The 18,415-nt window shown below is 71.5% G+C and carries 20 protein-coding genes; 9 read left to right on the forward strand and 11 right to left on the reverse strand.

Translation table 11 applies throughout. The features are described 5' to 3' along the window. Nucleotides 1-3 precede the first annotated feature (3 nt). On the forward strand, nt 4-909 hold the full coding sequence (locus ACWD11_RS19610) for an oxidoreductase (protein ID WP_451284369.1): 906 nt from the start codon (nt 4-6) through the stop codon (nt 907-909). Here ACWD11_RS19610 and ACWD11_RS19615 read toward each other — a convergent pair. The 9 genes from ACWD11_RS19615 to ACWD11_RS19655 form a co-directional block, all read right to left on the reverse strand. Next, complete coding sequence (locus ACWD11_RS19615) at nt 878-1,819, reverse strand: glutaminase (protein WP_451284371.1); 942 nt, start codon at nt 1,817-1,819, stop codon at nt 878-880. The two genes, ACWD11_RS19610 and ACWD11_RS19615, sit on opposite strands and share 32 nt — an antisense overlap. A 271-nt stretch (nt 1,820-2,090) precedes the next feature. Next, nucleotides 2,091-3,107, reverse strand: a complete 1,017-nt coding sequence (locus ACWD11_RS19620; RefSeq protein WP_451284372.1) for an asparaginase — start codon at nt 3,105-3,107, stop codon at nt 2,091-2,093. Between the two features lie 44 nt (nt 3,108-3,151). Beyond that, nucleotides 3,152-3,820 (reverse strand): FadR/GntR family transcriptional regulator, encoded by a 669-nt coding sequence (locus ACWD11_RS19625; RefSeq protein WP_389417984.1) that lies wholly within the window; start codon nt 3,818-3,820, stop codon nt 3,152-3,154. Between the two features lie 113 nt (nt 3,821-3,933). After that, nucleotides 3,934-4,293 (reverse strand): fluoride efflux transporter CrcB, encoded by a 360-nt coding sequence (gene crcB, locus ACWD11_RS19630; RefSeq protein ID WP_389417889.1) that lies wholly within the window; start codon nt 4,291-4,293, stop codon nt 3,934-3,936. Continuing rightward, nucleotides 4,290-4,802 carry a fluoride efflux transporter CrcB gene (gene crcB, locus ACWD11_RS19635; protein ID WP_451284374.1) on the reverse strand — a complete coding sequence of 171 codons (513 nt, stop codon included), beginning with the start codon at nt 4,800-4,802 and terminating at the stop codon, nt 4,290-4,292. Before crcB (ACWD11_RS19635) ends, crcB (ACWD11_RS19630) begins: the two co-directional genes overlap by 4 nt. A 60-nt stretch (nt 4,803-4,862) precedes the next feature. After that, a complete protein-coding gene (locus tag ACWD11_RS19640; protein ID WP_389417887.1) occupies nt 4,863-5,825 on the reverse strand; it encodes an SMP-30/gluconolactonase/LRE family protein in 963 nt (320 codons plus the stop codon). A 9-nt stretch (nt 5,826-5,834) separates the two neighbouring features. Next, entirely contained in the window at nt 5,835-6,122 is a 288-nt protein-coding gene (locus ACWD11_RS19645; RefSeq protein ID WP_389417983.1) for an ArsR family transcriptional regulator, read from the reverse strand. Nucleotides 6,123-6,312: 190 nt separating this feature from the next. Next, nucleotides 6,313-7,872 carry a glycoside hydrolase family 53 protein gene (locus ACWD11_RS19650; protein WP_389417886.1) on the reverse strand — a complete coding sequence of 520 codons (1,560 nt, stop codon included), beginning with the start codon at nt 7,870-7,872 and terminating at the stop codon, nt 6,313-6,315. Nucleotides 7,873-7,991: 119 nt separating this feature from the next. After that, nucleotides 7,992-10,013 (reverse strand): beta-galactosidase, encoded by a 2,022-nt coding sequence (locus tag ACWD11_RS19655; RefSeq protein WP_451284377.1) that lies wholly within the window; start codon nt 10,011-10,013, stop codon nt 7,992-7,994. Between the two features lie 184 nt (nt 10,014-10,197). Here ACWD11_RS19655 and ACWD11_RS19660 point away from each other — a divergent pair, with 184 nt between their 5' ends. From ACWD11_RS19660 to ACWD11_RS19690, 7 genes are all read left to right on the forward strand, one after another. Beyond that, nucleotides 10,198-11,526 carry an ABC transporter substrate-binding protein gene (locus ACWD11_RS19660; RefSeq protein ID WP_451284378.1) on the forward strand — a complete coding sequence of 443 codons (1,329 nt, stop codon included), beginning with the start codon at nt 10,198-10,200 and terminating at the stop codon, nt 11,524-11,526. Beyond that, complete coding sequence (locus ACWD11_RS19665; protein WP_389417883.1) at nt 11,523-12,446, forward strand: carbohydrate ABC transporter permease; 924 nt, start codon at nt 11,523-11,525, stop codon at nt 12,444-12,446. The genes ACWD11_RS19660 and ACWD11_RS19665 overlap by 4 nt, the downstream gene beginning before the upstream one ends. Further along, nucleotides 12,443-13,348: a carbohydrate ABC transporter permease gene (locus ACWD11_RS19670; protein ID WP_451284380.1), complete on the forward strand. Its 906-nt coding sequence runs from the start codon at nt 12,443-12,445 to the stop codon at nt 13,346-13,348. Before ACWD11_RS19665 ends, ACWD11_RS19670 begins: the two co-directional genes overlap by 4 nt. After that, nucleotides 13,345-14,376 (forward strand): LacI family DNA-binding transcriptional regulator, encoded by a 1,032-nt coding sequence (locus ACWD11_RS19675; RefSeq protein WP_451284382.1) that lies wholly within the window; start codon nt 13,345-13,347, stop codon nt 14,374-14,376. Before ACWD11_RS19670 ends, ACWD11_RS19675 begins: the two co-directional genes overlap by 4 nt. Nucleotides 14,377-14,503: 127 nt before the next feature. Further along, entirely contained in the window at nt 14,504-14,854 is a 351-nt protein-coding gene (locus tag ACWD11_RS19680; protein ID WP_389417880.1) for a VOC family protein, read from the forward strand. A 70-nt stretch (nt 14,855-14,924) separates the two neighbouring features. Next, complete coding sequence (locus tag ACWD11_RS19685; RefSeq protein WP_389417879.1) at nt 14,925-15,314, forward strand: MarR family winged helix-turn-helix transcriptional regulator; 390 nt, start codon at nt 14,925-14,927, stop codon at nt 15,312-15,314. Nucleotides 15,315-15,406: 92 nt separating this feature from the next. Continuing rightward, nucleotides 15,407-16,390 (forward strand): AraC family transcriptional regulator, encoded by a 984-nt coding sequence (locus tag ACWD11_RS19690; protein WP_451284619.1) that lies wholly within the window; start codon nt 15,407-15,409, stop codon nt 16,388-16,390. Nucleotides 16,391-16,603: 213 nt separating this feature from the next. Here the strand turns inward: ACWD11_RS19690 and ACWD11_RS19695 are convergent, their stop codons facing one another. Continuing rightward, nucleotides 16,604-17,005: an SseB family protein gene (locus tag ACWD11_RS19695; RefSeq protein ID WP_389417877.1), complete on the reverse strand. Its 402-nt coding sequence runs from the start codon at nt 17,003-17,005 to the stop codon at nt 16,604-16,606. A gap of 192 nt (nt 17,006-17,197) precedes the next feature. On the opposite strand from ACWD11_RS19695, the gene ACWD11_RS19700 reads away from it, so the two are divergent. Then, entirely contained in the window at nt 17,198-17,776 is a 579-nt protein-coding gene (locus tag ACWD11_RS19700) for an AMIN-like domain-containing (lipo)protein (RefSeq protein ID WP_389417876.1), read from the forward strand. Nucleotides 17,777-17,792: 16 nt separating this feature from the next. On the opposite strand, the gene ACWD11_RS19705 is transcribed toward ACWD11_RS19700, so the two are convergent. Continuing rightward, the gene (locus tag ACWD11_RS19705; protein ID WP_451284384.1) at nt 17,793-18,266 is read right to left on the reverse strand and encodes an SRPBCC domain-containing protein; all 474 of its coding nucleotides are present in this window, start codon (nt 18,264-18,266) and stop codon (nt 17,793-17,795) included. Between the last annotated feature and the right edge of the window lie 149 nt (nt 18,267-18,415).

Consider the following 18,415-nt stretch of genomic DNA (forward strand, 5'->3'; position numbering starts at 1 on the left):
TTCATGAGCGATGACTTCCGCCTCGGCGGCGACCTGTTGATCAACCGGATGGGCTTCGGAGCCATGCGCCTGCCCACGAACTCCTTCCACGGCCCGGCCCGCGATCCCGAAGCCGGCCGGGCCGTCCTGCGCCGAGCAGTCGAACTCGGCGTCGACCACATCGACACCGCCGCCTTCTACACCAGCGGCGACGGCACGGTCCGGGCCAACACCCTGATCCGTGAAGCCCTTCACCCCTACCCCGGCGGCCTGGTCATCGCGACCAAGGTCGGCCCCGTCTTCACCGCCGACGGGGGCCTGGCCGCCACGTCCGACCCTGGTGCCCTGCGCGCACTGGTCGAGGAGAATCTCACCGGACTCGGCCTGGACCGCCTCGACTTGGTCTATCTGCGCATCGGCGGCCTCGCACTCCCACCGCGCGGTGAGTCGGTCGCCGCGCGCTTCACCGCGCTGGCCGCGCTGCGGGAGGAAGGGCTGATCCGCCACCTCGGCCTGAGCCATGTGGATGCCGCCCATCTCGCCGAGGCCCGAGCCATCGCACCCGTCGCCGCGGTGCAGAACCACTTCCACGCCGCCCGGCGCGACGACACCGAGGTGCTGGCCGCCTGCGAGCGGGCGGGCATCGCCTATGTGCCGTTCTTCCCCCTGGGTGGTGGCGTGAGCGACCTCAACGGGGAGCGCATGGCCAGGGTCGCCGGCCGGCACGGGGCCACGGTTCCGCAGATCGCCCTGGCCTGGCTGCTCGCCCGCTCCCCCGTCACCCTGGCCATCCCCGGCACCGGCTCCCTCGCCCACCTGGAGGAGAACACCGCGGCCGGATCGATCGTCCTCACCGAGGAAGACCTGGCCGACCTGGCGGCACAGCGGACCGCGCCGGTCAGAACACCGACAGCCCCGTCAGCGTCGTGAAGCGGTCCAGCGCCGCGACGCCCGCCACCGAGTTGCCGCGCTCGTCGAGGCCCGGGCTCCATACGCACAGCGTGCAGCGCCCGGGCACGACGGCGATGATGCCGCCGCCCACCCCGCTCTTGCCGGGCAGGCCCACGCGGTAGGCGAAGTCGCCCGCCGCGTCGTACGTCCCGCAGGTCAGCATCACGGCGTTGACCTGCTTGGCCTGGCTGCGGGTCAGCAGCCGGGAGCCGTCGGCGCGGACGCCGTGCCGGGCGAGGAAGCCGGTGGCCAGGGCGAGGTCGGCGCAGGAGGCGCGGATCGAGCACTGGCGGAAGTACTGGTCGAGCAGGGCCGGTACGGGGTTGTCGATGTTGCCGTAGGAGGCCATGAAGTGGGCCAGGGCGGCGTTGCGGTCGCCGTGCGCGGCCTCGGAGGCGGCGACATCCGTGTCGAAGTCCAGCGTCGGGTCGCCGCTCTCCGCGCGCAGGAAGGACAGGAGTTCGCCCGCCGCGTCGCCGGTACGGGTCTGGAGGCGATCGGTGACGACGAGGGCGCCGGCGTTGATGAACGGGTTGCGCGGGATGCCGTTCTCGTACTCCAGCTGCACCAGCGAGTTGAAGGGGTTGCCGGAGGGCTCTCGGCCCACGTGCTCCCACAGTTCGTCACCCTCGCGGGCCAGGTCCAGGGCGAGGGTGAAGACCTTGGTGATGGACTGGGTGGAGAAGGGTCGGCGCCACTCCCCCACCCCGTACACCGTGCCGTCGAGTTCGGCGACGGCCATGCCGAAACTGCGCGGGTCGCAGGCCGCGAGCGCCGGGATGTAGTCGGCGGCGCGGCCGCGGCCCGGGGTGCGCCCGATCTCGTCGGCGATGCGCTCCAGGACCGGCTGGAAGGTCTGGGACGAGGGTGCAACGCTCATGATCACCATTGTGCCTCCGGGCCGGTCGACGAGGCCGGGGCGGCCGTACCGGACGTCAGTCAGCCGGCCGCGGCGGGCAGGGGGCGCCGGCCGGGGGGCGCAGCGAGTTCGGACTGACGCCGAAGCTCGCGGCCCGGGCAGGCCGGCCGCGGTCTCCTGCGACACCGGCTCGGGGAGCCGCCCGACCGGCCGCACACGGCCCGCACCCACACGCCCCCAGAGGCGACGGCCACACACGGCCCGCACCCTCACCCGCACGCCCCAGAAGCGAGCCGCGTCCCTAGGCGCACGGCGCGACAGCGACCGGCTCCAGGGACCGCACCGGCCGCACACACCCCACCGCCCGGCCGCCCCCGAGAAGCGCCTCGCCCTGGAACTCGGTGAGGAGCGACGGATCGACCCCGGCCCGCGCGAGCGCCGCCGCCGCGACCGGGACCCGCGCCCGGTTCGCCCCGTCGGAGATCTTCACGGCGACCGCCCGCCCGTCGGGCAGTGCGGCGACCTGCACGCCCTCGAAGCCGTCCTTCGCCAGCAGCCCCGGCACGGCCCGCATCAGCGCCGCCACGTCCCGCCCGCTGCCGGAGGCCATCTCCGCGTGCTCCCGCATGGCGTCGGCGACCCGTGCCTCGGGCGTACCCGGCGCGGCGGCCGTGATCCGGGCCGCGGCCCGGGCCAGCCCGTGCAGCGAGACGGAGAACAGCGGAGCCCCGCAGCCGTCCACCGTCACCTGCGCGATGCGCTGGCCGGTGAGGTCCTCGACGATCTCGGCGATCGCCTGCTGAAGCGGGTGCCCAGGGTCGAGGTATCCCTCCAGCGGCCACCCGTTCAACCGGCAGGTGTACAGCATCGCCGCGTGCTTGCCGGAGCAGTTCTGGGCCAGGCGCGAGGGCAGCCGCCCCTCCCGTACCCAGGCGTCGCGGACCACCGGGCCGAACGGCATGTCCGGCACGTTGCGCAGGGCGCTCTCGGAGACACCGGCCAGCTCGAGGATCCGCCGGGTACCGGCGAGGTGCCGCTCCTCGCCCGAGTGGCTGGCCGCGGCGAGCGAGAGCAGCTCGCCGTCGAGCGGCAGCCCGGCGCGGACCATGGCGACGGCCTGCACGGGCTTGAGCGCCGAGCGGGGGTAGAACGCGGCCTCGATGTCGCCGACCTGGAAGCGGACCTCGCCCCCGGTGCCGAGCACGACGACCGAGCCGTAGTGGATGCCTTCCACGACTCCGCCGCGTATGAGGTGGGCGACGGGGGCGTGCAGGGGCTCACGGAGAAGGGGTGCGTCCGGGAGGGAGGTGCTGTACATCACTGCCTGTTTCCTGGGGTGGTGGGCGGCGGCCGGGGCGCGGGTCACGCGTCGGCCTGCCGGGATGCCGTGCGCGCCGGGCGCACGATGTCCGTGAGGGTGGTCGCGACGCGGTCGAGGTGATGCGCCATCGCCTCGGTGGCGTCCTGCTCCGAACCGGCGATCAGTGCCTCGACGATCGCCCGGTGCTCGCGGTTGGACTGCTCGCGACGGCCGCCGAGTTCGTTGAGGAAGGCCGACTGGCGTGCCAGGGCGTCCCGGATCTCCTCGATGACCCGGCGGAAGACCGGGTTCTGGGCGGCCTCGGCCACGGCGAGGTGGAAGAGGGTGTCCATCGCGACCCACGCGGTGGTGTCCGTCTCGCGTTCCATACGGTCGAGCAGATGGGCCAGGTGGTCGAGGTTGTCCGGGGTGCGGCGCCGGGCCGCGTATCCGGCGACCGGGATCTCGACGTGCCGGCGCACCTCCAGCAGATCGCTGGCCGCGTAGTCGCCGAAGGTCGGGTCCTCGACGGCGGAGGCGACGACGAAGGTGCCCTTGCCGGTCTTGGAGACGGTCAGGCCCATGGTCTGCAGTGCCCGGAGGGCCTCGCGCAGCACGGGTCGGCTGATCTCCAGGGTGCGGCACAGCTCCACCTCGGAGGGGAGCTTGTCGCCCACGGCGTACTCGCCGCGTTCGATGGCGGCGCGCAGATGCGCGAGCACCGCCTCCATGGCACTGACGCGCCGGGGAGGCTGTCCGGCTGTCCGGCTGTCTGACAGGTTCACGGGTGTGATGGTCCGGATGGCGGAGGGTGCTGTCAAGGCGCCCCCGCCCCCACTGCGGGTCAACCCCACAGCGCCCCGGCGAGCCATACGCCCGTGAAGGCGGCGCCGAGGCCGAGGACCAGGCTCCCGGCGACGTTGCCCAGCGCGTACAGCCCGGCCCCCGTCTCGGCCAGCCGCAGGGTGTCGTAGGAGAAGGTCGAGTACGTGGTCAGCGCCCCGCACAGACCGGTGCCGAGCAGCAGCTGGAGGTGAGGGCTCGCGGCGCCGGTGAGCAGGCCGAGGGCCAGGCAGCCGGTGATGTTGACCGCGAAGGTGCCCCAGGGGAACACCGAGTCGTGCCGGGACCGCACCGCGCGGTCGGTGAGGTAGCGCAGCGGGGCGCCGACCATGGCGCCCGCGACGACGAGCAGCCAGTTCACGAGGGGTTCCCCCCTTCGGTGCGGCCGGCCTCGTCCTCCCTGGTCGACCCCTCGCGGCCGCTGTGCCGCCGCACGATCCGGCGGGTCGTCGCCGCGCCGAGCCAGACCGCCGTCAGGGCCGCGAGGAGGGTCGCGGCGAGGTAGGCCAGGCCCGTGCCGGGGTGGCCGGAGTCGAGCAGCTTCCGGATGTCGACGGCGTACGTCGAGAAGGTGGTGAAGCCGCCCAGGACGCCGGTGGCGACGAAGGGGCGTACCAGGCGAGGGGCGCTCCACGCCTTGGTGATGATCACCATGAACGCGCCGATCACGGCGCAGCCGATGACGTTGGTCCAGAAGGTCGCCCAGGGGAATCCGCCGGGGCTCAGGGGCCACCACAGGGAGAGGGCGTACCGGCCGGTGGCCCCGAGGGCGCCGCCGAGCGCGATCACGGCGAGGACGGGTGCCTGGCCGCGCAGAACGGGCGGTCTCGGGGTGCGGGCGGCCCGCGGCTCGGTGTCCGAGGCTGACATGGTCGTACGTCTCCTGCCGGGACGGCCCGGTAGGGGCCGGTCAACAGGGTAACGCCGGGCTCAGGTCGCGGCGGGCGGCTCGCACAGGGCGACTCCGCGCTCCCACAAGCTGCCCAGGACGAGGTGGCCCCCGGCCTCGCAGACGCTGGTCACCATGCGGAAGCGGGAGTGGCGGCGGGCCAGGTGGTGGCGGATCGCGCCGGTGTCGTCGACGGCGAGGACGCCGATCGTGCCGGTGGGACGGAAGGGGGCGCGGACGGCGACCCGGGCGGCGGCGCGGCGGACGGCGGGGGTGGCGCGGTGCAGCAGATCGAGGGGTGGCACGCGCGGGCCGGCGAGGGCGACCCAGAGGGGGCCGTCCGAGGTGCCGCGCCAGAGGTTGTCGGGCATGCCGGGGAGGTGCTCGACGAAGGGTTCGGCGCGGCCCGCCTTCGGTCCGGTGAGCCAGTAGCGGGTCAGGCGGCAGGCGCCGGTCTCGGCGACGACCAGGAAGGACTCATCGGCGCTCGGGGCGAGGCCGTTGGCGAACCGCAGTCCGTCCAGGAGGACTTCGGGGGTGTCCGCGCCGGGTGCCAGGCGCAGGAGGCGGCCGGTTCCGGTGTCTTCGGTCAGGTCGCCGATCCAGTGTTCCAGGGGGTAGCGGCGGCTGGAGACGGTGAAGCAGACGCTGCCGTCGGCGAGCGCCACGGCGTTGCTGGCGAAGCGCAGCCGCTCCCCCGCCACCGAGTCGGCGAGGATGCGGACGGTGCCGTCGGTGAGGTCGACGCGGAGCAGTCCCTGTTCGGCGTCGCACACCAGCAGCGTGTCGTCGGTGAGGAGTTCCAGGCCGAGCGGGCGGCCGCCGGTCTCGGCGAGCACGCGGACGCGGACGTGGCCGGGGTCCGCCAGTCCGTCGAGCCCGAGGATGCGGCCGTCCTCGACGCCGGTGAGGACCCGGCCGCGGGAGTCGGCGACCACGTCCTCGGGGCCACGGCCGCCGATCGCGATGTACCGGTGCGGGACGAGGGTGCGGGGACGGTTCATGCGCTCCCTCTACCAGCCCTTCTCGAAGATGCGCGCGACCTCGGCGATGCGCACCTCGTCGCGCCGGTAGTACGTGCGCCGCCGGATCCGCCGGGTGCGCAGCAGGCCGACGCAGGCGAGCAGGCTCAGATGGGTGTCGGCGACCGGCGGGGCCACCCCGAGTTTGCGGGCGACGGCGTCGGAGGTGACGCCGTCCTCGACGAGGTCGCCGTGCGGCTGGGGCGGGAAGTGCGCGGCCGGATCCTTCAGCCACTCCAGGATGTCCAGGCGCTTCGTGCTCACCGGTGTCCTCAACATCATGCCCCCTCCGTCCGGTCCTCCTCGTAGCGCGTGTTCCCCACTGTTCCGCAGTCGATGCCGACATGTCCGGCACTCCCCGCGCAATGGCCGGTAGCGAACTGTCGTGCGATCCCGAGGCGTGCGAGCTGGTACGAGCAAGGCCCGGCCGCGCGTTCCCGCGGCCGGGCCCCGTTTCTCTGCGGTGGGGTCAGCGGTGGCTGAACCAGGCCATCGCCGGGAGGGCCCTGTCGTCGTAGCCGAACAGTGCCTGGTTCTCCCAGCCGTTGCCGGAGGCGGGGTCGGTGGGGTCCCAGCCGTTGCCGGTGACCGCGGTCCAGGTCGACTCCCAGTAGAAGACGCCGAGTCCGCGGCCGTTCGGGACGGCCTCCACGATGCTCGCGATGTCGTTCATCCAGCGGGTCTGGCCGGCCGGGGTGGCCGGGTAGCCGGGGACCAGTTCGCTGTCGAGGTCGATGATGTTCTCGTGCGTGTCCTCGCTGTCCAGCCGGAAGGGGTAGGCCGTCTCAGCGACGAAGACGGGCTTGCCGTAGCGCCCGGCCGCGTCGTCCAGGGTGGTCTGGAAGTCGTGCAGCGTGCCGTGCCAGTAGCCGTAGTAGGACAGGCCGATGACGTCGAACTTGACGCCGTTCGCGACCGCGCTGTCGAACCACCAGCGGGTGCCGGAGAGGTCACCGCCCTTGGCGAGGTGCAGCGCCACCTGGGTGGCGGAGTTGACCGCCTTGACCGCGTCGTAGCCGGAGTTGAGCAGACCGGCGAGCTGCGACCAGTTGCTGGTGGAGCCCTCGGACCAGAGCATGCCGCCGTTGATCTCGTTGCCGACCTGGACCATGTCGGCGGTGGTGCCCTGCGCCTTGAGGGCGTTGAGGACGTCGTACGTGTGGTGGTAGACGTCCGTCTTGAGCTGACTGTAGGAGTGTCCCGCCCAGGCGGCCGGCTTGCTCTGGGCGCCCGGGTCGGCCCAGGTGTCCGAGTAGTGGAAGTCCACCAGCAGTTTCATGCCCTGCGCCTTGACGCGCTTGGCCAGGGCGAGGACCCGGGCCTTGTTGTTGTAGCCGTCGGCCGGGTTCACCCAGACCTTCACGCGGGCGTAGTTCTGTCCGGCGGACTTCAGGACGGCGAGCGGATCGGCGAGCGTGCCGGAGCTGGTGCGGTAAGTGCCGCCCAGCGCTTCGCTCTTGGGGATCGAGGAGACGTCGGAACCCTTGATCGAGGTACTGGACGTACCGGAGGTGAAGGTCAGGTCGTCAACATTGATCCAGTTGCCCGCGTTCGCGTCACTGTTGACGCTGATGGTGCACTGGTTGCTCGTCACCTTGACCGGCACGACGATCCGGATCCACCCACTGGCGGACACCGGCAGGTTCGTGCGCTGCTCCGCGCTGCCGCAGTTCTTGAGGGCCAGGTAGGCGGAGTTCTGCCCGCCGCCGGAGCGGACCCAGGCGGTGAGCTTGTAATTGCCGTTGGTGAGCCCGGACAGGTACTGGTAGGTCTCCACCTTGTAGGCGGAGGACGACCAGTGGCTCAGCCGGTAACTCCCGCCGTGGCCGCCGGACTCCACGAAGGAGGCCGCGGTCGAACCGTACTCGGACCAGCCGGACGGGGTGGCGGCGCCCGCGGCGTCGGACTCGAAACCGCCGTTGGTGAGGGTGCTCGCCGCCTGGGCGCTCTGCGCGGGAAGTGCGGTGAGGGCGAGCCCGGCCGCGAGCGGCAGCAGCAGGGCCTTTAGGGTGCGTCTGGGATGGAACATCTTCGTCCGTCGTCCCTTCGACGTGGATGGGGATGGGGGTTCCCTCGCCCGGGATCAGCGGGCGGGGGCGCCCCTCCGCCCGCGGCTCTCGTGGCACGCGCGGGCGGAGGGGAGTCGGTTCAGCCGTCGAGCCGGACGACCCGGACGGCTCCGGCGGGCACGTCGAGGCGTCCCGCGGCCCGTTCGCCGGTGAGCAGTTCGGTGCCGTGCGTCTCCAGCGGCACCTTCGCGTCCGACGGGCTGTGGTTGATCGCGAACAGGTAGCTGCCCGACTCGCCGGTGCGGCGCACCACCTCGACGTCGTGCGGGAGGTCGGCGCGCGGGGCGATCCGCGCGTCCTCGGCGGCCCGGCCGAGCAGGGCGTCCAGGCCGTGCGCGTCGAGGCGGGTGGACACGTACCAGGCGGTGCCCTCGCCGCGCCGGTGCCGGGTGACCGCCGGGCGGCCCGCGGCGAGTCCGTCGGCGTACGTCCACACCGTCTCGGCCTCGCGGGGCACCACGACCTCGCTCCACACGTCGCCGGTGAGCTCGGCGCCGTCCGGGCCGGTGACCCGGACCGTGTCGCCCTGGAGCAGCGGCGAGAACTCCTCGACGGTCAGGCCCAGGACGTCACGCAGCGGTCCGGGGTAGGCGCCGTCGTGCACGGCGTCGTGCTCGTCGACGATGCCGGAGAAGTACGACACGACGAGGGTGCCGCCGTTGTCGACGTACTGCGTGAGGTTGCGCCCGGCCGCCTCCGTCAGCAGGTAGAGGGCGGGGACGACGACCAGGGGGTAGGCCGACAGGTCGGCCTCCGGGTGGGCGAAGTCGACCGTGAGGTGGCGGTCGTAGAGGGCCTCGTAGAAGGCGTCGGCGCGTTCGCGTGCGTCGTGGTCCTCGCTGGGGCGCCAGTCGAGGCCCTGCGCCCACCAGGAGTGCCAGTCCCACAGGACGGCCACGTCGGCCTGCGTCCGGGTGCCCCGGATCGGGTTCAACGCGTCGAGGGACGCGCCGAGTTCGACGACCTCCCGCCAGATGCGGGTGTCGGTGCCGCCGTGCGGGACCATCGCCGAGTGGAACTTCTCGGCGCCGCGCCGGGACTGGCGCCACTGGAAGAACATGGCGCCCTCGGAGCCGCGTGCCACATGGGCGAGGGAGTTGCGGGCCATCTGGCCGGGGGCCTTGGCGGGGTTGCGGGGCTGCCAGTTGACGCCCGAGGTGGAATGCTCCAGCAGGATCCAGGGCGCTCCCCCGGCCACCGAGCGGGTCAGGTCGGCGGCCATGGCGAGGTTGACGTGGGTGCGGCGGCCGTCGGTGATCAGGTAGTGGTCGTTGGTGACGATGTCGACCTCGCGGCCCCAGGCCCAGTAGTCGATCGAGTCGCACTGGCTGAGGGCGGTCATGAAGTTGGTGGTCACCGGGACGCCGGGGCTGAGGCGGTGCAGGATGTCCCGCTCCATCAGGAAGTTCTCGCGCAGGGTGGCGTCGGCGAAGCGGCGGTAGTCCAGCGCCTGGGCCGGGTTGCCGACGGTCGGGGTGGCGCGCGGCGGATTGATCTGCGCGAAGCCGGTGTAGCGCTGGCCCCAGAAGGCGGTGCCCCAGGCCTCGTTCACCGCCTCCAGGGTGCCGTACGTCGTCTCCAGCCAGCGGCGGAAGTGGGCGGCGCAGGAGTCGCAGTAGCAGGCCGAGACGGGGACGCCGTACTCGTTGTGCACGTGCCACATCGCCAGGGCGGGGTGGTCGGCGTAGCGCTCGGCGAGCCGGGTGGTGATGTTCGCGGCGGCGGCGCGGTAGTCGGTGTTACTGGGGCAGATGGCGCCGCGGGAGCCGAACTCGTAGCGCACGCCGTCGGCGGTCACCGGCAGGGCCTCGGGGTGCTCCCGGTAGAACCAGACGGGCGGGACGACGGTGGGGGTGCCGAGGTCCACGCGGATGCCGTTCGCGTGCAGCAGGTCGAGCAGGCGGTCCAGCCAGCCGAAGTCGTACTGCCCGCGCGCGGGTTCCAGCAGCGCCCAGGAGAAGATCCCGGCGCTCACCATGGTGACGCCGGCCTCCCGCATCAGCCGGACGTCCTCCTGCCAGACGCTCTCCGGCCACTGCTCGGGGTTGTAGTCCCCACCGAAGGCGAGCCTGGCGAGGCCCTTGGGGGTGGTCTCCGGCATGGAATCTCTCCCGGGTAATCGATCATTTGGGAACGTGCACACACATCCTCGGTGGTGCGAGCCCAACATAACCGCACAGCAACAACCATTGACAAGTGTCCGGGATGTTTCTCTACTGTGAACGCTCACAGAAGCATGGCAGGTTCTCGCAGCAGGCGGGAACCCCAGGTCAGGGGAGAGATCCATGCCCATCACAAAGCGCAGCGGGCTCAGCCGAATCACCGCCTCCAGCGTCGCTGTCGTCCTCGGAGCCACCGCCCTCGCCGCGTGCGGCTCGTCCGACGACGACACCGAGGCCGCGTCCGGTCCGGTGTCGCTGACGTACTGGACCTGGACGCCCGGCATGGACAAGGTCGTCGACCTGTGGAACAGCGGCCCGGGCAAGAAGGACCAGATCAAGGTCACGGTGAAGAAGCAGGCGTCCGGCGACACGCTGGTCACCAAGATTCTCACCGCGCACAAGGCCGGCAAGGCGCCCGACCTGGTCCAGGCCGAGTACCAGGCGCTTCCCACCCTGGTCAGCAATGACGCGCTCGCGGACATCTCGGGGGACACCGGCGAGGCGAAGACCAAGTTCGCCGAAGGCGTCTGGCAGCAGACCACCCTGGGCACGGACGCGGTCTACGCGATACCCCAGGACATCGGCCCGATGATGTTCTACTACCGCGAGGACCTGTTCAAGAAGTACGAGCTGACGGTCCCCAAGACCTGGGACGAGTTCGCCGAGACCGCCCGCAAGCTGAAGAAGGCGTCTCCCGAAACCGACCTCACCACCTTCTCCGCCAACGACTCCGGTCTCTTCGCGGGCCTGGCCCAGCAGGCCGGCGCCCGCTGGTGGACCACCGAGGGCGAGACCTGGAAGGTCGGCATCAATGACGCGGCGACCCAGAAGGTCGCCACGTTCTGGGGCGACCTCGTCAAGGAGGGCGCCGTCGACAACCAGCCGATGTACACCCCGGCCTGGAACAAGGCGCTCAACACCGGCAAGCAGATCGCCTGGGTCTCCGCCGTGTGGGCGCCCGGCACGCTGACCACCGCCGCGCCCGACACCAAGGGCAAGTGGGCCATGGCCCCGCTCCCCCAGTGGTCCGAGGGCGAGAACGTCACCGGCAGCTGGGGCGGCTCCTCCACCGCCGTCACCACGGACTCCGACCACCGGGCCGCCGCCGCCAAGTTCGCCGCCTGGCTGAACACCGACGACGCCGCGCTGCAGGCGCTGGCCAAGGAGAGCGGCATCTACCCCGCCGCCACCAACGCCCAGACGTCCGGCGCGTTCACCAGCCCGCCGGAGTACTTCTCGAACCAGGCCGACTTCTACACGCAGGCCGCCGAGATCGCCAAGAGCACCGCCCCCTCCGCCTGGGGCCCGAACGTGAACGTCGCCTACACGACCTTCAAGGACGCGTTCGGCGCCGCCGCCAAGAACAAGTCGGACTTCGTCGCCGCCCTGAACACCATGCAGGACGACACCGTCGCCGACATGAAGAAGCAGGGCTTCGAGGTCTCCGAGTGACCAGCGCCCGCCGGACGTCGTACGGGGTCAAGGGGGCCCCGTACGCCTTCCTCCTCCCAGCGACGATTCTGTTCCTGCTCTTCTTCGCGCTGCCGATCGGCTACGCGGTCTGGCTCAGCTTCCGCAAGGTGCAGGTCTCCGGGCTCGGTCTCGGCGCCGGCGCCCGCTCGGAGGTGTGGGCCGGCCTGCAGAACTACACGGACGCCCTCACCGACAGCGAACTGGTCGACGGCGCGCTGCGCGTGCTCGGCTACGGCTGCATCGTGGTGCCGGTGATGCTGGGCCTGGCCCTGCTGTTCGCGCTGATGCTCGACTCCGACAAGGTGCGGCTCGCCCCCTTCACCCGGCTCGCGATCTTCCTGCCGTACGCCATCCCCGGCGTGGTGGCCGCCCTGCTGTGGGGCTTTCTGTACCTGCCGGACGTCAGCCCGTTCTACTTCGTGCTCGACCGGCTGGGGCTGCCGCAGCCGGACCTGCTGGACGGCGGTCCGCTCTATCTCGCCCTGTCGAACATCGCGGTCTGGGGCGGCACCGGCTTCAACATGATCGTCATCTACACCTCGCTCCAGTCGATTCCGGCCGAGGTGTACGAGGCGGCCAAGCTGGACGGCGCCACCCCGACGCAGATCGCGCTGCGGATCAAGATCCCGATGGTGGCGCCCTCGCTGGTGCTGACATTCTTCTTCTCGATCATCGCCACGCTGCAGGTGTTCAACGAGCCGACCACCCTCAAGCCGCTCACCAACTCCGTGTCCACCACCTGGAGTCCGCTGATGAAGGTGTACCAGGACGCCTTCGGCAAGGGGGACATCTACGCGGCCGCCGCCCAGGCCGTGATCATCGCCCTCGCCACGCTGGTGCTCTCCTTCGGCTTCCTGCGGGCCGCGAACCGTCGTCAGAAGCAGGAGGCAGCACGATGAGTTCTCTTGCCGTCCGCAAGGCCGCGCCGGCGGCCGGGACCACGCCCGGCACCGCCCAGGGCCCGCCGCTGCGCCGCCGGATCGCCCTGCTGCCCACCGTCACGCTGCTGATCGGCGCGCTGTACTGTCTGCTGCCCGTCGCCTGGGTGGTCGTCGCGGCCACCAAGTCCGGCAGCGAACTGTTCTCCACCTTCACCTTCCTGCCGGGCACCGGCTTCACCGAGAACCTCAGCGATCTCAACGCCTACCGCGACGGCGTGTACTGGACGTGGATGGGCAACTCCGCCCTCTACGCCGGTCTCGGCGCCCTGCTCTCCACGGTCGTGTCGGCGTTCAGCGGTTACGCGCTGGCCGTCTACCGCTTCCGCGGCCGCGAGACCCTCTTCAACGTCCTGCTCGCGGGCGTGCTGATGCCGCCGGTGATCCTCGCCGTCCCGCAGTACCTGCTGCTGGCGGAGGTCGACCTCACCGACTCCTATCTGTCGGTGCTGCTGCCGCTGGTCCTCTCGCCATACGGCGTGTACCTCGCGCGCATCTACGCGGCCGCCGCCGTGCCCGCCGACGTGATCGAGGCCGGGCGCATGGACGGCGCGAGCGAGTGGCACATCTTCACCCGGGTCGCGCTGCCGATGATGGTGCCGGGTCTGGTGACGGTCTTCCTGTTCCAGTTCGTGGTCGTGTGGAACAACTTCCTGCTGCCGTACATCATGCTGAGCGACGACGAGAAGTTCCCGATCACGCTCGGTCTGTACACGCTGCTCGAACAGGGCGCCAACACCCCCGCGCTCTACACCCTGGTGATCACCGGAGCGCTGCTCGCGGTGCTGCCGCTCATCGTGCTCTTCCTGGTCATCCAGCGCTTCTGGAGCCTCGATCTGCTCTCCGGAGCCGTAAAGTCATGACCATGAGCAACACGGGGGCGCGGCGCAGACCGCCGACGATCCACGACGTGGCGCGCGAGGCCGGTGTCTCACGGGGCACCGTCTCGCGCGTCCTCAACGGCGGGCACTACGTCAGCCCCGCGGCCCAGGAAGCGGTCAACGCCGCGATCCGCAAGACGGGTTACGTCGTGAACCGGCACGCCCGTTCCCTGATCACCGGGCGGTCGGACTCGGTCGGCTTCCTGCTGACCGAGCCGCAGGAGCGGTTCTTCGAGGACCCCAACTTCAATGTCCTGCTGCGTGGTTGCACCCAGGCGCTGGCCGCGCACGACATTCCGCTGCTGCTGATGCTGGCCGGCACCGAGGACGAACGGCGGCGCATCACGCGCTACATCACCGCGGGCCATGTCGACGGAGTGCTGCTGGTCTCCAGCCACTCCGGCGACCCGGTCGCCGAGCAGCTGCGCAAGGCCGGGGTGCCGCTGGTGGCCTGCGGCAAGCCGCTCGGGCTCGCTTCCAAGGTGAGCTATGTGGCGGCGGACGACCGGGACGGCGCCCGCGACATGGTGCGCCATCTGCTCTCGCTGGGCCGGCGCCGGATCGGTGTGGTGACCGGTCCGCCGGACACCCCGGGCGGTGTGGAGCGGCTGGCCGGCTACCGGGAGGTGCTCACCGAGGCGGGCGTCGGGATCGACGAGCGGCTGATCGTCTCCGGCGACTACAGCCGGGCCAGCGGCGAGGCGGGCGCCGACCGGCTGCTCGCGCAGGCGCCGGACATGGACGCGGTGTTCGTCGCCTCCGACCTGATGGCCCAGGGCGTGCTGACGGCCCTGGAGCGGGCCGGGCGCCGGGTCCCGCAGGACGTCGCGGTCGGCGGTTTCGACGACTCCCCCGCCGCGCTCGCGGCCCGCCCGGAGCTGACGACCATACGGCAGCCGTGGGACCGCATCAGCTCGGAGATGGTCCGGGTGCTGCTGGCCCAGATAAGCGGCGAGGACCCGGCGGCGGTGATCCTCCCGACCGAGCTGGTCAAACGCGAGTCGACGTGACGCCGTCGCGCCCGGCGCCCACCCGGCCCACTCGGTCAGGATCGAAGAAGCCCCGGACGGCTCCACCGCCCTAGCGTGAAACCACCGACGCACCCCGTCGGAACCCGTCTCACGCTAGGAGTACGCCATGACCGCCGGTGTTCGGACCATCATCTACCCCGTGAAGGACCTCGCCCGGGCGAAGGCCGTGTTCGGCGCCCTGCTCGGGGTGGAGCCGTACGCGGACGACCCGTACTACGTCGGATACAAGGACGCCGGCCAGGATGTCGGCCTCGACCCCAACGGCCACGCCAAGGGCATGACGGGACCGGTGCCGTACTGGCACGTCGACGACATCCGGACCACGCTCGCGGGACTCCTGGAGGCAGGGGCGGAGGTGCTCCAGGACGTCCAGGAGGTCGGTGCGGGCCGCCAGATCGCCTTTGTCAAGGACGCGGACGGGAATCTGATCGGGCTGCTGCAGGACCCGGGCGAGTAACCGCCGGTAAGCTTGCACGCGCAATAGTTGCAAGATAAACAACTGGCCGGGTCGGTGCTACCGTGCAGATATGGCAGCCAAGACGGCCGGGAACGGACTTGAGGAACGGTGGCGGGACATCCTGTCGGTGCACGCGCGCACGATGTGCGAGATCGACCGCGTGCTGCACCCCCACGGGCTGGGCGCGAGCGATTTCGAAGTGCTCGACATCCTCGCCACCGCCGCGCCCGAGGAGGGTGACCACTGCCGGGTGCAGAACCTGGTCGGGCGGGTGCATCTGAGTCAGAGCGCCCTGTCCCGGCTGATCGGCAGACTGGAGAAGGACGGCCTGGTGCAGCGCTCCATCTGCGCCGAGGACCGGCGCGGCGTCTGGGTCACCCTCACCGCCAGGGGCCGTGAGGTGCACGCCGAGGTGCTGCCGCTCCAGCGGGGCGTGCTGGCCCGGATGCTCCACGGCTGACCCGGTGTCCGGCAGACCGTTCGACCTCCCGGTCCCGTGGGCATCATGACTCCCACAACCCTGTGAGGGGACGGGGAGACACCGACTTGTCCGTGGACGATGACCGTACCGCCGAGTTCGTCACCTACTCGACGCGCTCGGTGGAGGAGAGCCACGACGCGATAGCGACCCACTACTACGACCTTCGTCTGGAAGTGGCCGGTCCTGTCGCCCAGTTCCGTACCACGCTCGGCGTAGTCGACCTGGGCCGGGTGGTCGTGGGCGATGTCTCGTTCGGTACCGGGATGCGCATGAGCTTCGGCGAACCGGGCGTCTACCACGTGGCCGTACCCCTGGAGGGCGGCTTCGGCCTCCGGCAGGGCGGCGGCGCCGCCCTGTTCACCCACCCGCGGCGGGCCCTCTTCTTCGACCCCGGGTACGGCATCCGCATCGACGACTGGTCGCCCGACTGTCACGCGCTGACCGTGAAACTCGACCAGGTGTCCGTGCTGCACGGCCTGGAGGCCCTGCTCGGCAGACCGGTGCGCCGGCCGCCGCGGTTCGAGCCGTACATCGACGTGACCCGGGGAGCCGGCCTGAGCTGGGCCCGGCTGGTGCGGTGGTTCCTGCTGGACAAGGAGGTCTCGCACGGCCTGCTGCGCCGCCCGCTGATCCGCGGACGCCTGGAACACGCCCTGCTCGAAGGGCTGTTGCTGGCCGCCGACCACTCCTACCGGGCCGAGCTGGAGGGCCCGCCGCCACCGATGCGGCCGGCCACGGTGAAACGGGTGATGGACGCCGTACAGGAACGGCCCGCGGAGCCGTACGACGTGGCGCGGCTCGCGGCCATCGCCCAGGTGAGCGTGCGCACGCTGCAGGAGGCGTTCCGCAAGCATGTCGGGGTGTCGCCGATGACGTACGTCAGTGAGGTGCGGCTGGACCGGGCGCACGGCCAGCTCAGGGTGTGCGCGCCCGGCTCGACGACCGTGGCGGCCGTGGCCTACCAGTGGGGGTTCGCGCATCTCGGCCGGTTCGCGCGGCGCTACCGGGAGCGGTTCGGGGAAAGCCCCTCGCAGACCCTGCGTGCCCCGCACTGAGCCGGGCCGCGCCGTTCCCCCGCGTTTTGCGGACAGACGCCGCGCAAGAAGGAGCGACGCGGCCCCGGGACGGCCCTATCGTCGGGGGTTCGGCGATCGTGACGCGCGGACCGAGCGGAGTCGGTGCCACTCGGTCCTGCGCGAGCGCATCGCCGGGAGGGCCCGGCCGCTCCCCCACCGACTTTGGTGGCCGGGCTCTCCCCGGCGTGTGACTCAGGGCCTGGCCAGCAGCGTCCGGACGCCCTCGGAGGTCAGCGTGAGGGGATGCGGGGAGCCGGCGTCGATCGTCAGGGACAGGTCGTCCGCGGGCCACTGCGCGGCGAGCGCGCCCAGCGGCACCAGCCGGTAGCGGCCGACGAACGGCAGCAGCTCGGCCATCGCGGGCTCCGAGGTGAACACCGGCACCACGGGAGCGCCGTCCGGCTGCTCCAGTACGGGCAGCGCGACGGCCCCCGGGTCGGTGGCGTCCTCCTCACCGGCGTCGTCCGGCACGGGCACCAGCACCTCGCTCCCGGCGAGCATGTTCAGCGCCGCGATGTCCTCGTGGTCGGCGGTCAGCGCGTCCAGCGCCTGACGGGCCGGGGTGGCGGTGTGGCGGTCGGCGGGTGTCTCCATGACGAATCCCCTGGTAGCGGCGGTGGTCGTGGGGGCCGCGTACCCGATCCGGAGGAGAGCATTCACGGACGGGGACTCAGGTGGGCGGAGCGCCCCGGAGTGCCCTCGGCTTTCTTCATGATGTACCGCAACCATTCCCGCAACTCGGGTGTCTCCCCTAATAACACACCTACGCACCCGTCGGGGGACGTAATGCGAAGAAGCAGAACAACCTGGGTCACACTCGCCGCCGTCGCCGCCCTGGGAGTGCCGGCACTGCCCGCCGCCACCGCCTCGGCCGCCACCGCGCAGACCACGGTCTGCCCGACCGGCTGGGGCAGCACCGCCAAGGTCCGCTCCACCTCCACCGCGACACCGCTCGACAACATCCGCACCGGCCGTCACGCCTGCTACGACCGCATGGTCGTCGACGTGCCGGGCGCGGGCAAGGCCGGCCTCGGCTACTCGGTCCGGTACGTGAACCGGCTGTACCAGGACGGCTCGGGCCGTGAGATACCCGTCGCCGGAGGTGCCGTCCTGGAGGTCAGGGTGGCCGCGCCCGCCTACGACCCCGAGACCGGCGCCCCCACCTATCCGGGCCGGGTGAGCAGGCCCCTGCCGGGGGTCGACCTCGCCGGGTACCGCACCTTCCGGGACACCCGGTTCGCCGGCAGCTTCGAAGGGGAGACGCTCGTCGGGCTCGGGGTCCGCGCGCGGCTGCCGTTCCGGGTGCAGGTGCTCACCGACCGGATCGTCCTGGACGTCGCCCACAACTGGACCGGCGCCCGCTGATGAGCGGGACGGGCCCTCAGCGGAAGCCCTGACCGCCCTCCACGAGCCCGGCCAGTCTGGCCAGGGCCATCCGCGTGCCCGTCTCGTTGTCCGCGGCGGGCACCGCGTCGGGCAGACCCTCGTGCACCACGAGGACCTCCGTGCCACCGCCGTCCGCGTCGGTGAGCATGGTGGTCAGCGTCATCGTGCCGCGCAGCGCCGGATCCGGGGCCTCGAACTCGAGCACCTCCACCACCCGCTCGTCGGGCACCAGCTCCGCGAAGTGCCCGTGGTAGGTGTCGGTGTCCGCCGCCGTCTTCCCGGCCCCGGTCGGCACGTCGTAGGTGAGCGATACCCGGAACGCGCCGCCCACCCGGGCCTCGAAGACATGGACGCGCGCCGTCATCCCGTCCGGCACCCGCCATCGGCCGACCGCGTCCGCGTCCAGGAGCGCCCGGTACACGGCGGCGCGTGGTGCGTTCACATGCCGGGAGACCCGCGTGGTGTGCATGACCCACCCCTAGCGTTCGGTCCCGGCCCACCTCCAGCACCGCCTTGCCCCGGATCCGCCGTCCCGCAGTTCAGCACGGTCAGGTCGGCGCCCGCCGCGCCCTCGTTCACGAAGGAAAGGAGGTGAGCGAGGCGTGGGTGCGGCGCGTT

This window comes from Streptomyces sp. NPDC002776 (assembly GCF_053592195.1).

What these genes read in the sequence shown, in the direction of transcription:
- ACWD11_RS19610 (WP_451284369.1), top strand. Translation starts at nt 4, where the DNA reads ATGAGCGATGACTTCCGCCTCGGCGGCGACCTGTTGATCAACCGGATG.
- ACWD11_RS19615 (WP_451284371.1), bottom strand. Translation starts at nt 1,819, where the DNA reads ATGGTGATCATGAGCGTTGCACCCTCGTCCCAGACCTTCCAGCCGGTC.
- ACWD11_RS19620 (WP_451284372.1), bottom strand. Translation starts at nt 3,107, where the DNA reads ATGTACAGCACCTCCCTCCCGGACGCACCCCTTCTCCGTGAGCCCCTG.
- ACWD11_RS19625 (WP_389417984.1), bottom strand. Translation starts at nt 3,820, where the DNA reads ATGGAGGCGGTGCTCGCGCATCTGCGCGCCGCCATCGAACGCGGCGAG.
- crcB (WP_451284374.1), bottom strand. Translation starts at nt 4,802, where the DNA reads ATGTCAGCCTCGGACACCGAGCCGCGGGCCGCCCGCACCCCGAGACCG.
- ACWD11_RS19640 (WP_389417887.1), bottom strand. Translation starts at nt 5,825, where the DNA reads ATGAACCGTCCCCGCACCCTCGTCCCGCACCGGTACATCGCGATCGGC.
- ACWD11_RS19645 (WP_389417983.1), bottom strand. Translation starts at nt 6,122, where the DNA reads ATGTTGAGGACACCGGTGAGCACGAAGCGCCTGGACATCCTGGAGTGG.
- ACWD11_RS19650 (WP_389417886.1), bottom strand. Translation starts at nt 7,872, where the DNA reads ATGTTCCATCCCAGACGCACCCTAAAGGCCCTGCTGCTGCCGCTCGCG.
- ACWD11_RS19655 (WP_451284377.1), bottom strand. Translation starts at nt 10,013, where the DNA reads ATGCCGGAGACCACCCCCAAGGGCCTCGCCAGGCTCGCCTTCGGTGGG.
- ACWD11_RS19660 (WP_451284378.1), top strand. Translation starts at nt 10,198, where the DNA reads ATGCCCATCACAAAGCGCAGCGGGCTCAGCCGAATCACCGCCTCCAGC.
- ACWD11_RS19670 (WP_451284380.1), top strand. Translation starts at nt 12,443, where the DNA reads ATGAGTTCTCTTGCCGTCCGCAAGGCCGCGCCGGCGGCCGGGACCACG.
- ACWD11_RS19675 (WP_451284382.1), top strand. Translation starts at nt 13,345, where the DNA reads ATGACCATGAGCAACACGGGGGCGCGGCGCAGACCGCCGACGATCCAC.
- ACWD11_RS19680 (WP_389417880.1), top strand. Translation starts at nt 14,504, where the DNA reads ATGACCGCCGGTGTTCGGACCATCATCTACCCCGTGAAGGACCTCGCC.
- ACWD11_RS19685 (WP_389417879.1), top strand. Translation starts at nt 14,925, where the DNA reads ATGGCAGCCAAGACGGCCGGGAACGGACTTGAGGAACGGTGGCGGGAC.
- ACWD11_RS19695 (WP_389417877.1), bottom strand. Translation starts at nt 17,005, where the DNA reads ATGGAGACACCCGCCGACCGCCACACCGCCACCCCGGCCCGTCAGGCG.
- ACWD11_RS19700 (WP_389417876.1), top strand. Translation starts at nt 17,198, where the DNA reads ATGCGAAGAAGCAGAACAACCTGGGTCACACTCGCCGCCGTCGCCGCC.
- ACWD11_RS19705 (WP_451284384.1), bottom strand. Translation starts at nt 18,266, where the DNA reads ATGCACACCACGCGGGTCTCCCGGCATGTGAACGCACCACGCGCCGCC.